Below are 15,222 nucleotides of genomic sequence, written 5' to 3'. Positions count from 1 at the left end.
GGGGGGAGAACGCCGCCGACGACGGCGCCGGCGGGGAATCGGTCAGCGGAAGCGCGCCAGGTCCTCGGCGAGTGCCTGGGCCACCTGGGCGTTCTGTTCGGCCAGATAGAAGTGACCGCCGGGGAAGCTGCGCAGGGTGAAGCCGCCCTCGGTGTGGTCCCGCCACTCCTCGGCCTCGGCGAGGGTGACCTGCGGATCGTCGTCGCCCACCAGCACGCTGATGGGGCAGCGCAGGCGGGGTCCCGGCTCGTAGCGGTAGGACTCCACCGCCTCGTAGTCGCCACGGATGGCGGGCATGATCATCCGGATGATGTCGTCGTCGAGGAGCAGCCGGTCGTCGGTGCCGTTCAGCCGTCGGATCTCGGCGATGACGCCGTCGTCGTCCATCGAGCGGACCCCGCGGTCGCGCAGCTTGGGCGGGGCGGTGCGGCCGGAGGCGACCAGACCCAGCAGGTCGAGCGAGGAGCGCTGCTCGATCCGGCGGGCCACCTCGAAGCCCACGCAGGCCCCCATGCTGTGCCCGAACAACACCAGCCGGCGCCGCGGGAGCGACTCCAGCACGGTGACGATCTCGTCGGCCAGGCGGAAGATCGAGGTGATCGGCGGTTCGGCGCGGCGGTCCTGCCGCCCCGGGTACTGCACCGGCAGGATGTCCGCGACGCCCGCCAGGGCGGTGGCGAGCGGGTGGAAGTAGCTGGCGGAGCCGCCCGCGTGGGGGAAGCAGACCAGCGACACATCGGTGTCCTCGGGCGCCGGGTGGTAACGGTGGATCCAGAGTTCTTGTGCAGCAAGGGAGTTGTTCATCCCCGTACCTCCGTGCGCAGCCAGGACGCGATGGCGTCGGCGGTAGTCCGATGGTGTTCGTCGAGCATCGAAAAGTGGTCTCCGGGTACGTCGATCACGTGGTGGGCGTGCTCCCAGCCGGCCCCTCGTCCGCCCGGAGCCGCTCCGGGGACGTCGTCGGTGGCACGCAGCAGCAGCACGGGGGTCTTCAGAGGCCCCGGGGTCCAGTGCGCGAACACCCGGAAGTAGCCGCCCATCGCCACCAGCCGCTGGTCGTCGAGGAATTCGGCGGCCTCCTCGTTCTCCAGGAGCTGCGCGACCATCAGCTGGGTGCTGGAACGGTCCGCGGTCCGGGAGAAGGTGTCGGCCAGCACCACAGCGGCGGCCGGGATGCCGAGCGCGGCCAGGTGCTCGGCCACCGCGTGGGCGATCCATCCGCCGGAGGAGCGGCCGAGCAGCACGATCGGGCGGCCTGCGGCGAGTTCGACGGCGGTCTCCGCCTGGGCGCCGACCAGTGCCTGCGCCGAGCGGGGCAGCAGCTCACCAGCCGCGAAGCCGGTGTGCGGCAGTGCCCAGACCTCCCCCGCGGCACCGAGCGCCGCGCCGAGCCGCAGATACTCCTGCGGTCCCGAGACGGCGCTGAGCGAGGGGAAGCACAGCACGGCGAGGTCGCCGGTTCCGGCGGTGATACGCACCGGCGTGGGCAGGCGGTCCGCCTCGGCGCGCGTGGCGAAGTCCGGTCGCAGCGCCGCGGCGGCGCTCAGCAGCTGGAAGCCCTCCATGAGCCGGCCGGTACGGTACGCCTGGCGGAACAGGCCGGTCAGCGGGTCGTCCGAGGGCTCGCCGGGCGTCTGTCCCAGTCGCTCCGCCAGATGTGCGGCCAGCGCGGTGACCGTCGGGTGGTCGAAGACAAGGGTCGGCGGCAGGGACAGCCCGGTGGAGTCCCGTAGCCGATTACGCAGTTGCAGGGCCGTCAGGGACTCGAATCCCAGCTCGACGAAGGACCGGTCGGGGTCGACGTCCTGGGGCTCGGCGTGTCCCAGTACGGCGGCGGCGGCCGCGCGGACGTGGTCGGCGACGGCGGCGGCCCGCTGCGCGTCGTCGGCGAGACCGGCCAGGGTCCGCTGCAACGCCCCGCTGTCCTCCTCGGCGGCGGGCACGGGCGCGAGGGCCGCGGGGAGCGTCGTGGCGGGGGTGGATGCCAGCCAGAACGAACGCCGCTGGAACGCGTAGCGCGGCAACTCGACGCGGCGGGCAGGCGGCAGCGTGTCGGTCCAGCCGACGTCCGCGCCCCGGACGTACAGCTCGCCCGCCGACTGCAGGAAACGGGTGAGGCGGCCCTCCTCGCGCAGCAGCGAGCCGACGGCCGTGACGGCGCGGCCGGCCTCCGTCGTCTCGGCCGTCTCCTCGACGGCACCGACGAGCACGGGGTGCGGGCTCGCCTCGACGAAGTACCGGAAGCCGTCCTGGATCAGCAGGCGTACGGTGTCCTCGAAGCGCACGGTCCGGCGCAGGTTGCGGTACCAGTAGTCGGCGTCCAGCTCCGTCCCGGACAGCGGTGTGCCGGTGACCGCCGAGTAGAACGGCACCTCGGCGGGCTTCGGTGCGACGGCCGACAGCCGCGTCAGCAACTCCTCGCGGACGGCCTCGACGTGCGGCGAGTGGGAGGCGTAGTCCACGGGTATTCGGCGTACCCGCAGCCCGTCCGCCTCGCTGCGGGCCAGGAAGTCGTCCAGGGCGTCGGCGTCACCGGCGACCACCGTCGCGTTCGGGCCGTTGACCGCCGCGACCGCGATCCGGTCCGCCCACGGGGTGAGCCGGGGCGCCACCTGATCGGCGGGCAGCGCGACGGACACCATGCCGCCGCGTCCGGCCAGTTGCCTCAGCACCCGGCTGCGCAGGGCGACCACCAGCGCGGCATCCTCCAGCGAGAGAGCGCCGGACACGCAGGCGGCCGCGATCTCGCCCTGCGAGTGGCCGACGACGGCGTCCGGTTCGATGCCGTACGACCGCCACAGGGCCGCCAGCGACACCATGACGGCGAACAGGGCCGGCTGGACCACGTCCACCCGGTCGAGGGAAGGCGCGTCCGGGTCGCCGCGCAGTACCTCGGTCAGCGACCAGTCGGCATGGGGTGCGAGCGCCTCCTCGCAGGCCGTGAGGCGGTTCCGGAAGACAGCGGAGGAGGCGATCAACTCGGTTGCCATGCCGCGCCATTGGGAGCCCTGGCCGGGGAAGACGAAGGCGGTGCGGCCGGCCGGGCGGGCGGCCGTCGTGCCCCGGACGGTGTGCGGGGCGTCCCGGTCGTCCGCGAGGGCGCCGAGGCGGTCCAGCAGATCCTCCCGGCCGTCGGCGACCACGACCGCGCGGTAGTCCAGTGCGGCGCGGCCGGTGACCAGGGACCAGGCCACGTCGGCACCACGCTGCTCCGGGTGGGCGAGCAGATGGGTGCCCAACCGGGCGGCCTGGGCGCGCAGCGCCTGCGGGGTGCGGGCGGAGAGGACCCAGGGCAGGGGGTCGGAGGGGGCCTTGGACGGTACGGCTACGGGCAGGGGCCGTTGGCTGCCCGGCGGCTCGGGGTGTGCGGCTGACTGGTCCGCGGTCTTCCCCTCGGGCTGGTCGCACGGTTCCACGGGCTTTTCTTCGGGTCGCTCCTCGGCCTGTTCGAGGATGATGTGGGCGTTGGTGCCGCTCATCCCGAAGGAGGAGACCGCCGCGCGGCGGGGACGGTCCGTCACCGGCCAGGGGCGTGCCTCGGTCAGCAGCGCGACGGAGCCCGCCGACCAGTCGATCTGCGGCGACGGCGCGTCCACGTGCAGGGTCCTCGGCAGGGTGCCGTGAAGCATGGCCTGCACCATCTTGATCACGCCGCCCACGCCGGCCGCCGCCATCGTGTGCCCGATGTTCGACTTGAGCGAGCCCAGCCAGAGCGGGCGGCCGGCCGGCCGGTTCTGGCCGTAGGTGGCCAGCAGGGCCTGGGCCTCGATGGGGTCGCCGAGCCGGGTGCCGGTGCCGTGCGCCTCGACGGCGTCGACGTCCACGGGGTCCAGCCGGGCGTCCGCGAGGGCCTGCCGGATCACTCGCCGCTGGGCGCCGCCGTTGGGTGCGGTCAGGCCGTTGCTGGCGCCGTCCTGGTTGACGGCCGAGCCGCGCACCACGGCCAGCACGGGGTGCCCGAGCCGCCGGGCGTCGGACAACCGCTCCACCAGGAGCAGTCCGACCCCCTCCCCCCAGGCCGTGCCGTCGGCCGACGCGGCGAACGACTTGCACCGGCCGTCCGCGGCCAGACCGCCCTGGGCACCGAAGTCCGCGAACGCGCCGGGGGAGCTCATGATGGTCGCACCGCCGGCCAGGGCCATCCCGCACTCCCCCCGCCGCAGTGCCTGTGCGGCCAGGTGCAGGGCCACGAGGGAGGAGGAGCAGGCCGTGTCGACCGTGACGGCCGGGCCCTCCAGGCCGAGGAAGTACGCGATCCGCCCAGAGGCGACGCTGCCCGCGTTGCCGGTGCTGAGGTAGCCCATGGCCTCGGCGGGGATGGCTTCGGCCCGGGTCGCGTAGTCGTGCAGGTTGAGGCCGGTGAAGACGCCCACCTGCTCGCCCCGGGCCGTGGACGGGTCGAGGCCGGCCGCCTCGAACGCCTCCCAGGCCGCTTCCAGCAGCAGCCGCTGCTGGGGGTCCATGGCCAGCGCCTCGCGCGGTGAGATGCCGAAGAAGTCGGCGTCGAACTCGTCGGCGTGGTGCAGGAATCCGCCATGGCCGGTCTTGTCGTCGGGCCAGCCGCGGTTGTCGGGGAAGCCGGAGATGGCGTCCCGTCCCTCCGACACCAGCTCCCACAGCCCGTCGGGGTCGGCGACACCATCGGGGTAGCGGCAGCTCATACCGATGATCGCCACCGGTTCGTGCTGCCGGTCGGTCAGCTCACGCACCTGTCTGCGGGCCTCGCGCAGGTCGGTCGTCGCGCGCTTGAGGTAGTCGAGGTACTTCGCCTCGTCGGTCACGGGTTCCGGGCTCACGACGACTCCAGTTCGGCATCCAGCAGGTCGAAGATGTCCTCGGCGGTGGCGGACTCGAGGTCGGCGTCCGCCGTGCGGTTCGCCGGCCGTTCCCGGGAGCCGGTCAGGGCGCGCAGCCGGGCGTAGATCCCCTCGCGTTCCGTGCCCTCGTCGGGCAGCGCGGCGAGCAGTGCCTCCAACCGGTCAAGTTCACGGTGGAGTTCGGGCACTCCGGACAGCTCGGCGGCCGCTTCCTCGTCCAGCCGGGCGGCGAGCGCGGCCGGGGTGGGGCAGTCGAACAGTACGGTCGGCGGCACCCGCAGGCCGGTGGCCGCCGTGACGTGGTTGCGCAGTTCGACCGCGGTGAGCGAGTCGATGCCGATGTCCTTGAACGACTGCCCCGGGTCCACGTCGTCGGCCCCGGGGTACCCGAAGACCACCGCGGTGCAGCGGCGGACGATGTCGAGCAGCGTGCGGGTCCGTTCGTCCGGTGACCGGGCCAGCAGCCGGTCCCTGGCGCCGGGCTCCACGGCGGGCTCGGCCGCGACCGTGCGCCGGGCCGGGCGGGCGGCCGGGGCGGCACGCGGGGCCGTCGGACGGGGCAGGTCGGCCGGTGCGGGACGCAGGCGCACGGCGTCCGCCGACGCGACCGGCAGCCCGGCCGGATCGGTCAGCAGCAGGGAGACCGTGCCCGGCCCGGCGGGGGTGAGGCGGACGCGAGCGGCCGCGGCGCCGGTGGCGTACACGGACACGCCCGACCAGGTCCCGGGCAGCTCGCCGGCCGTGTCCGTCAGGCCGAGTGCGTGCAGCGCTCCGTCCAGCAGTGCGGGGTGCACGCGGTACCGGTCCGCCTCCTGCGCCTCGGCCGGGCCGAGAGCCAGCTCGGCGTAGAGCTCGGCGTCGCGGCGCCAGACGATCCGGACGGCCTGGAATGCCGGCCCAAGGTCGAGCCCTGCCTGGGCCAGGCGCTCGTACAGGTCCTCGGCCGCAGCGGGTACGGCGCCCTCCGGCGGCCACACAGTCAGGCCGGCGTCCGGCGCCGGGCCTGCGGCGCGCAGCATGCCGTGGGCGTTGCGGACCCATCCGCCGGGACCGGACGTTCCCTCGCGCCGCGAGTGCAGCTCGACGGCGTACCCCTCGCCGGACGGGACGACCGTCAGCCTGAGCTGTGTGCCGCCCTGTTCCGGCAGGATCAGCGGGTCCTCCAGGACCAGTTCCTCCACGAGGGCGCAGCCGGTCTCGTCGCCCGCCCGCAGGACGAGGTCGACCACGGCCGAGGCGGGCAGTACCGGTGTCCCGCCGACGGTGTGCTGGGCGAGCCAGGGGTGGGTGTGGGCGGCGAGGCGGCCGGAGAACAACAGGCCGTCGGAGCCGGGCAGTTCGATGGCGGCGCCCAGCAGCGGGTGGTCCGCCGGGACGAGTCCGGCGGCGCCGAGGTCCTCGGGCTGTGCGGGCAGCGCGTCGAGCCAGTACCGCTGCCGCTGGAAGGCGTAGGTCGGCAGCTCTGTGCGGGGCGGGCGGGGTCCGTCGAACGCCGCCGACCAGTCCACCGGGGTGCCGCAGAACGCCGGCCAGTCCACCGCGACACCGCGCGTGTGCAGCTGGACGACGGCCTTGGTGAGGCTCTGGGCCTCATGGGTGCCGCCGCGAAGGGAGGGGACGAAGGTGATGGTTTCCGCGTCCGCCGGCAGGCAGTTGGGGCCCATCGCGGACAGCACGCCGTCCGGGCCGAGTTCCAGGAAGGTGGTCACGCCGTCGGCCGCCAGGGCGGCCACCGCGTCGTGGAACCGCACGGCCTGCCGGACATGCCGCACCCAGTACTCGGGGCTGCCGAGTTCGTCCGCCGTGACCGGGCCGCCGGTCAGGGTGGAGAAGAACGGCGTGGCAATCGGGGCGAACCGGAGACCGTGCGCCACGTCGGTGAAACCGTCCAGCATCGGTTCCATCAGCGGTGAGTGGAAGGCATGGCTGACCTCCAGGCGCTTGGTCTTGCGGCCCATGGCGCGCAGCTGCCCGGCGATGTCGAGCACGGCTTCGGCGGCACCGGACAGGACGACGGCGGACGGCCCGTTGACGGCGGCGACACCGACCCGGTCGGTCAAGTCCCCGATGAGGTCGAGCACTTCCGGTTCGGTGGCCTGAACGGCGACCATGGACCCGCCCGCCGGCAGCTCCTGCATCAGCCGTCCGCGGGCCGCCACCAGCGCGGCCGCGTCGGGCAGCGGGAACAGTCCGATGACATGGGCGGCGGCCAGCTCGCCGATCGAGTGCCCGGCTACGGCGTCGGGGCGGATGCCCCAGTGCTCGATCAGCCGGTAGAGGGCGACCTCCAGGGCGAACACCGCGGGCTGGGTGAAGCCGGTCCGGTGGATCAGGGCCGCCTCGGGGCTGCCCTCGGGCGCGAGGACGATCTCCTTGAGCGGACGGTCGAGGTGCCGGTCCAGTTCGGCGCACACCTCGTCGAAGGCCGCCGCGAAGACCGGGAAAGCCTCGTACAACTCGCGCCCCATGCCCGGGCGTTGGCTGCCCTGTCCGGTGAAGAGGACGGCGAGCCGGCCCGGGTGCCGGCGGCCCTGCGCCACTGCGGTGTCGGGCTCCCCGGCGGCCACGGCCGCCAGTCCTCGTACGAGTCCGTCGCGGTCCTCGGCCACCACCACAGCCCGGTGGTCGAACGCGCTGCGTGTGGTCAGCAGCGCGTACGCCGCCGCACCCAGGTCGAGTCCGGGGCGCTCGCCGACAAAGGAGTGCAGGCGCTCGGCCTGGGCACGCAGCGCCGTCTCCGTACGGCCCGAGACGATCCAGGGGATCGGGCCGAACTCCGCGTCGGGGACGTCCTCGACCCCGGGCGCCTGTTCGAGGATGACGTGGGCGTTGGTACCGCTCAGCCCGAAGGAGGAGACCGCCGCCCGTCGCGGCCGGTCCGACTCCGGCCACGCCCGCTGCTCGGTCAGCAGCTCCACCGCACCCGCCGACCAGTCCACGTGCGACGACGGCGCATCCACATGCAGCGTCTTGGGCAGCACACCGTTCCGCAGGGCCATCACCATCTTGATGACCCCACCGACACCGGCGGCCGCCTGCGCATGCCCGATATTCGACTTCAACGACCCCAGGAACAGAGGCTGTTCGCCGCCACGCTCCTGACCGTACGTGGCAAGGAGTGCCTGGGCCTCGATCGGATCACCGAGCCGGGTGCCGGTTCCGTGCGCCTCCACGGCGTCGACATCCGCCGCGCTCAGTCCGGCGTCGGCGAGCGCCTGCCGGATCACGCGCTGCTGGGACGGGCCGTTCGGCGCCGTCAGACCATTGCTCGCACCGTCCTGATTGACCGCACTCCCCCGCACCACGGCCAGCACCGGGTGCCCCAGCCGCTGCGCGTCCGACAGACGCTCCACCACCAGCACACCGACACCTTCGGCCCAGCCCGTGCCGTTCGCGCCCTCCGCGAACGCCTTGCAGCGGCCGTCGGGAGACAGCCCGCGCTGCCGGCTGAAGTCCAGGAAGGCGGCCGGGGAGGACATCACCGTCGCACCGCCCGCCAGCGCCATCGCACACTCGCCGCGCCGCAGCGCCTGCACCGCCAGATGCAGGGTCACCAGCGACGACGAACACGCCGTGTCGACCGTGACGGCCGGACCCTCAAGCCCGAAGGTGTACGACAGCCGGCCCGCTGCCACGCTGCCCGCGGTGCCGGTGCCACGGAACGCCTCCAACTCCTCGGGAATGGCGCGCAGCCTGGTCAGATAGTCGCGGTTCATCAGACCCATGTAGACGCCGGTACGGCTGCCGCGCAGGGACGCGGGATCGATGCCCGCCCGTTCGACCGCCTCCCACGACGTCTCCAGCAGCAACCGCTGCTGCGGGTCCATCGCCAACGCCTCACGCGGCGAGATCCCGAAGAACCCGGCATCGAACTCCGCCGCGTCATGCAGGAACCCGCCCTCGCGCGTGTAGACCTTGCCGCGCGCCTCCGGATCCGGGTCGTAGAGGCCGTCCAGATCCCAGCCACGGTCCGCCGGGAAGCCCGAGATGCCGTCAGAGCCGGTGGCCACCAGCTGCCACAGCTCCTCCGGTGAGTGCACTCCGCCGGGGTAGCGGCAGCCCATGCCCACGATGGCGATCGGCTCGTCGTCCGGGGCCGCCGCGACGGGCACGGCGGTGTCGGTGCTCTCCGCGAGGAGTTCGCGGCGCAGATACGCCGCCAGCGCGGCCGGCGTGGGGTAGTCGAAGACGAGGGTGGGAGGCAGCGCCAGGCCGGTCAGGGGGCCGAGCGCGTTGCGCAGTTCGACGGCGCTCAGCGAGTCGATGCCGAGGTCACGGAAGGTGAGCTCGGCGCCGATGGCGTCGCCCGTCGTATGACCGAGGACGGTCGCGGCGTGCGAGCGGACCACGTCGAGCAGCATCCCGTCGCGTTCGGCGGCGGGCAGCGCGAGCAGCCGCTCGCGGAGCGTCGCGGTGGGCACGGCAGCCGTGCGGGCGGTACGGCGCGTCCGCACCAGGCCGCTGAGCAGCGGCGGTACCTCCCGCCCCGGCCGGGGCGTGGTGTCCAGGCGCATCGGGAGCAGGGCCGCGCGGTCGGCGGTGAGGCAGGCGTCGAAGAGCGCCAGTCCCTCTTCGACGGCGAGCGGGGCGAAACCGGCCCGCTCGATGCGTGCGAGGTCCGCCTCGGTCAACTGCGCGGTGATGCCGCTGCGTTCGGCCCACAGCCCCCAGGCGAGCGAGAGCGCCGGCTGCCCGTTCGCGCGACGGTGGGCAGCCAGTCCGTCCAGGAAGGCGTTGGCCGCCGCGTAGGCGCCCTGTCCCGCGCCGCCGAAGACTCCGGCGGCCGAGGAGAACAGGACGAAGTGCGCCAGGTCCAGTCCCTGGGTGAGTTCGTGGAGGTGGAGCGCGGCGTCGGCCTTGGGGCGCAGCACCGAGTCGGCCTGTTCCGGGGTGAGGGACTCCAGCAGTCCGTCGGCCACGATCCCGGCCGCGTGCACCACGCCGGTGAGCGGGTGCTCGGCCGGGATCCGGGCCAGGACGTCGGCGAGGGCCGTCCGGTCGGCCGCGTCGCAGGCGACGACCGACACCGTGGCACCCAGCTCGCCGAGTTCGGCCGCCAGAGCCTCGGCGCCTTCGGCGGCCGGACCTCGACGGCTGGTCAGCACCAGTTGGCGGACGCCGTGCTCCGCCACGAGGTGCCGGGCGACGGCCGCGCCGAGGGTGCCGGTGCCGCCGGTGACCAGGACCGTCCCGTCGGGACGGAACGTGGACGCGTCGGCGCTCGCCTCGGCCCGCGCGAGCCGGGCCACCGACCAGACGCCGTCTCGGACGAGGAACTGCGGCTCGGCGCCGAGCACCGCGGCCGTGAGCGGCTCCCCCGGACGGTCGGTGTCGACCAGGACGAACCGCCCCGGGTGCTCGGTCTGCGCCGATCGCACCAGGCCGTGCAGCGCGCTACCGGACGGGCTGGTGACCTGCTCGCCCGTCGCACCACTGGTAACGAGGACCAGCCTGGCGGCGGCGAACCGTTCGTCGGCCGGCCACACCCGCAGCAGGTGCAGCGTGCGGTGGACCGCGTCGTGCAGGGCGTCGAGCGCGGGCTGCTCGCGTACGACCACCACGTCCGGTACGGCCGCACCGGCGTCGACGGCGGCGGCGAGGGCCGCCAGGGAGGGGTAGTCGTCGTCCTCGGCGGCGCCGACACAGGCCCAACTGCCCGGCGCCAGCGGCTCCGCCGTGTCCACCGGTACCCAGTCGAGCCGGTACAGCGCGTCGGACACGGCCGGCGCGCGCAGCGCCTCGGCCGTGACCGGCCGCACCGCAAGCGACTCCACCGATGCCACCGGGAGCCCGGTCGGATCGGCCACCGCCAGCGCCATCGCGTCGGCGCCGGACGGGCTCAGCCGTACCCGCAGGGTGTCCGTGCCGGTCGCGAAGAGCCGTACACCCGACCAGTGGAACGGCAGCCGCGGCCCATCGGACTCACCGGGTCCGGCCAGGCTCCAGGCGTGCAGCGCGCTGTCGAGGAGCGCGGGGTGCACGCCGTAGCCGTCGGTGGTCTCCTCGGACAGGGCGACCTCCGCGAAGACCTCGGTCCCGCGCCGCCAGGCCGCGCGCACACCCCGGAACGCCGGGCCGTAGTCGAGTCCTGCGGCGGCGAGGCCGTCGTAGAGCGTGTCCACCGGGACCGGACGGGCACCCTGCGGGGGCCACTGGGTCAGATCGAAGGCGGGGTCCTCGGCGTCAGTGGCCAGGGTGCCGGTGGCGTGCCGGGTCCATGGCCGGTCGGCCAGGTCGTCGGGCCGGGCGAAGACGGTCAGAGCGCGTCGGCCGGTCGCGTCTGCGGCGCCGACCGCCAGCTGGACCTGGACACCGCCCTGTTGGGGCAGTGCGAGCGGGGACTCCAGGGTCAGCTGCTCGATGAGTCGGCAGCCGGACAGGTCGGCCGCGTGCAGCGCCAGGTCGACGAAGGCGGTGCCGGGCAGCAGCACCCTCCCCGCCACCGCGTGGTCCGCGAGCCATGGGTGGGTGCGCAGCGACAGGCGGCCGGTGAGCAGCAGCTCGTCGGCGCCGGCCACCGACACCGCCGCGCCCAGCAACCGGTGGACGGCCGCGCCGAGGCCGAGGTCGCCCGGGCGGGCGGCACCGGCGGCGGCCGGGGAGTCGGCGAGCCAGTAGTGCGTGCGCTCGAAGGCGTACGTCGGCAGTTCGACACGGCGCGGGCCGAGGTGGCCGAAGAAGGCGTCGGCGTCGAAGTCGGCGCCGCCCGCATACAGATGGGCCACCGCGGTCAGCAGGCTGACGGGCTCGGGGCGCCCCTCGCGCAGGGTGGGCAGCAGCACCGCGTCGCTGTCCTCGGCGAGGCACTCGCGTCCCATCAGGGACTGCATGGCGACCGGACCGAGTTCCAGGTAGGTGCGGACGCCGTCGGCCTCCAGGGTGCGCATGCCGTCCAGGAAGCGGACGGCGCCGCGGACATGACGCCCCCAGTACTCCGGGGAACAGAGCTCGGCGGGATCGGCGAGCCGGCCGTCCAGGCAGTTGATCACGGGGATGCGCGGCTGGTGGAACTCCAGGGCGCGGACCGCCGCCACGAACCGGTCCAGGATCGGTTCCATATGAGCGGAGTGGAACGCCCGGCCGAAGGACATCCGATGGGTGCGCCGGCCGTCGGCCTGCCACTCGTCGCCGATCCGCGCGACGAGTTCCTCGTCGCCGGAGACGACGACCTGCCGCGGGCCGTTGACCAGGGCGACGTCCACCGTGCCGGAACGGCCACGCAGGGAGGCGCGCACCTCGTCCTCGGACGCCTCGATCGCGACCATGGTGCCGCCTTGCGGCGTCTCCTGGAGCAGCCGGCCCCGCGTGGTGACGAAGGCCGCCGCGTCCGCGAGGGAGAGCATGCCGGTCACATGGAGCACGGCGGAGTCGCCGTTGGAGCCGCCGAAGAGAACGTCGGGGCGGATCCCCCAGTGCTCGATCAGCCGGTAGAGGGCGACCTCCAGGGCGAACACGGCGGGATGCCCGTATTCGGCCTGGGCCAGCAGCGCGGCCTCGGTGCTGTCCTCGGCTGCGAAGACGATCTCCTTGATCGGTCGGCCGAGATGCCGGTCCAGTTCGGCGCACACCTCGTCGAAGGCCGCCGCGAAGACCGGGAACGCCTCGTACAACTCGCGTCCCATGCCGAGGCGCTGGCTGCCCTGGAAGGTGAACAGGAAGGCCAGCCCGCCGTCACCGCGTACGCCCCGCACCACTCCGGGCGCGGGCTCTCCGGCCGCCAGCGCGGCGAGACCGGCCAGCAACTCCGTGCGGTCCTGGGCCAGGACAACGGCCCGGTGCTCGAATCCGGTGCGGCGGCGCAGGAGTGAGTACGCCGTGTCGACCAGGTCGAGCCCGGGATGCTCGGTGACGAAGGAGTGCAGACGTTCGGCCTGCGCGCACAGCGCCGCCTCCGTCTTGCCCGACAGCACCAAGGGGAGCAGCCCGTGCGACGCACGCGAGACGGCCTCCGGCTCGGGTGCCGTGATCTGTTCGAGGATGACGTGGGCGTTGGTACCGCTCAGCCCGAAGGAGGAGACCGCCGCCCGTCGCGGCCGGTCCGACTCCGGCCACGCCCGCTGCTCGGTCAGCAGCTCCACCGCACCCGCCGACCAATCCACATGCGACGACGGCGCATCCACATGCAGCGTCTTGGGCAGCACACCGTTCCGCAGGGCCATCACCATCTTGATGACCCCACCGACACCGGCGGCCGCCTGTGCGTGCCCGATGTTCGACTTCAACGACCCCAGGAACAGAGGCTGTTCGTCGTCACGCTCCTGACCGTACGTGGCAAGGAGTGCCTGGGCCTCGATCGGATCACCGAGCCGGGTGCCGGTGCCGTGCGCCTCCACGGCGTCGACATCCGCGGCACTCAGCCGCGCATCGGCGAGCGCCTGCCGGATCACCCGCTGCTGCGACGGGCCGTTCGGCGCCGTCAGACCATTGCTCGCACCGTCCTGATTGACCGCACTCCCCCGCACCACGGCCAGCACCGGGTGCCCCAGCCGCTGCGCGTCCGACAGACGCTCCACCACCAGCACACCGACGCCCTCGCCGAAGCCGGTACCGTCTGCTTGCTCGTCGAACGCCTTGCAGCGGCCGTCGGGAGACAGCCCGCGCTGCCGGCTGAAGTCCAGGAAGGCGGCCGGGGAGGACATCACCGTCACACCACCCGCCAGCGCCATCGCACACTCGCCGCGCCGCAGCGCCTGCACCGCCAGATGCAGGGTCACCAACGACGACGAACACGCCGTGTCGACCGTGAGCGTGGGCCCTTCCAGGCCGAAGGTGTAGGCGACGCGCCCGGCCGCGATGCTGCCCGCGGTGCCGGTGCCGAGATGGCCCTCCAGGTCCTCCGGAACACCGGAGGTGTGCACGGCGTAGTCGTGGTACATCAGGCCCGTGTAGACGCCGGTACGGCTGCCCCGCAGCGACGCCGGGTCGATACCGGCCCCCTCGATCGCCTCCCACGACGTCTCCAGCAGCAACCGCTGCTGCGGGTCCATCGCCAACGCCTCACGCGGCGAGATCCCGAAGAACCCGGCATCGAACTCCGCCGCGTCATGCAGGAACCCGCCCTCGCGCGTGTAGACCTTCCCGCGTACCTCCGGATCCGGGTCGTAGAGGCCGTCCAGATCCCAGCCACGGTCCGCCGGGAAGCCCGAGATCGCGTCAGAGCCGGTGGCCACCAGCTGCCACAACTCCTCCGGGGAACGCACCCCGCCGGGGAAACGGCAGCCCATGCCCACGATGGCGATCGGCTCGTGCGCCTTCGCGTCGACGTCGCTGAGCCTCTGGTTCGCCTGTCGGAGGTCGGCCGTCATGCGCTTGAGGTACTCGAGGAGTTTTTCCTGCTCCGCCATCGCCTTGTCCATCGCCTTTCAGAACGTAGGAAGTGCCACTCATCGCCTCGAACCGGTCCGCGTCATACGGAGCCGAATTCCTTGTCGATGAGGCCGAGCAGTTCGTCAGCTGTGGCCGAGGCGATCTCCTGGTCCATGTCCGGGCTGCCGTCGCCCGTTCCCGCGACCTTCGCGGCGAGTGCGCGCAGCCGGGACGACACCTGCTCCGGGTCGGGGAGCCGCGACAAGGAGGAGAGCAGGGCCGACTCCAGGCGGTCGAGTTCCTGCAGTACGGCGACCGAGTCCGGGTCCGGCGCCTCGCCGAAGAGCTCACCCCCGAGATGTTCGGCCAGGGCGGCCGGGGTGGGGTGATCGAACACCACGGTCGGCGCGAGCTTCACACCGGTCGCCGCGGCCAGCTGGTTGCGCAGCTGAACGGCGGTGAGCGAGTCGAAGCCCAGCTCCTTGAACGCACGTTCCGCCGTCACCGAGCCGGTGGTGGAGTGACCCAGCACCGCGGCGACATGGGTACGTACCAGGTCCAGCAGGCCCGCCGGGCGCTCCTCTTCGGGCAGTCCCAGCAGACGCTCCCGGGCGGATGCGACCGCCGGCCGCGCGGACCCCGGCCCTGCGGCCTGCCCCGGGCGGCGCACCTCGTGCCACAGCACCGGGGGTATGTCCTGGCGCCGAAGTACCGTGTGGTCGAGGCGGATCGGCACGAGTACGGGCTCGTCGGAACTCCGTGCGGCGTCGAAGAGGTCCAGCGCCTCCCCGGACGACAGACCGAGTACACCCGAATGTCCCGTATGCTCGCGCTCCCCGTCCGAGAGGGACGCGGTCAGCTCGCTCCGCTCGCTCCACAGTCCCCACGGCAGCGACTGCGCAGGCAGTCCGCTCGCGGCTCGGTGTGCGGCGAGGGCGTCCAGGAACACGTTGGCCGCTGCGTAGTTGCCCTGTCCGGGGCTGCCGAGAAGACCGGCCGCGGAGGAGAAGAGGACGAAGGCGTTGAGGGGGTGGTGCTGGGTGAGGTCGTGCAGGTTGAACGCGGCGTCTATCTTCGAACGCAGGACACGGTCCAACTG

The 15,222-nt window shown here is 73.3% G+C and carries 4 protein-coding genes; all 4 read right to left on the bottom strand.

Annotated elements, in window-relative coordinates; genetic code table 11:
* Positions 1 to 42 precede the first annotated feature (42 nt).
* The gene (locus tag AB0L95_RS36055; RefSeq protein ID WP_365169536.1) at positions 43 to 804 is read right to left on the bottom strand and encodes an alpha/beta fold hydrolase; all 762 of its coding nucleotides are present in this window, start codon (positions 802 to 804) and stop codon (positions 43 to 45) included.
* The gene (locus tag AB0L95_RS36050) at positions 801 to 4,796 is read right to left on the bottom strand and encodes an acyltransferase domain-containing protein (protein WP_365169533.1); all 3,996 of its coding nucleotides are present in this window, start codon (positions 4,794 to 4,796) and stop codon (positions 801 to 803) included. Before AB0L95_RS36050 ends, AB0L95_RS36055 begins: the two co-directional genes overlap by 4 nt.
* Positions 4,793 to 14,161, bottom strand: coding sequence for an SDR family NAD(P)-dependent oxidoreductase (locus tag AB0L95_RS36045; protein ID WP_365169530.1), 9,369 nt, complete (start codon positions 14,159 to 14,161; stop codon positions 4,793 to 4,795). Before AB0L95_RS36045 ends, AB0L95_RS36050 begins: the two co-directional genes overlap by 4 nt.
* Positions 14,162 to 14,223: 62 nt before the next feature.
* A partial coding sequence (locus tag AB0L95_RS36040; RefSeq protein ID WP_365169527.1) for a KR domain-containing protein occupies positions 14,224 to 15,222 on the bottom strand: 999 nt, incomplete at its 5' end.

This window comes from Streptomyces sp. NPDC052036, assembly GCF_040680495.1.
Classification (GTDB): Bacteria; Actinomycetota; Actinomycetes; order Streptomycetales; family Streptomycetaceae; genus Streptomyces.
This window is presented reverse-complemented; position numbering and strand designations above follow the sequence as displayed.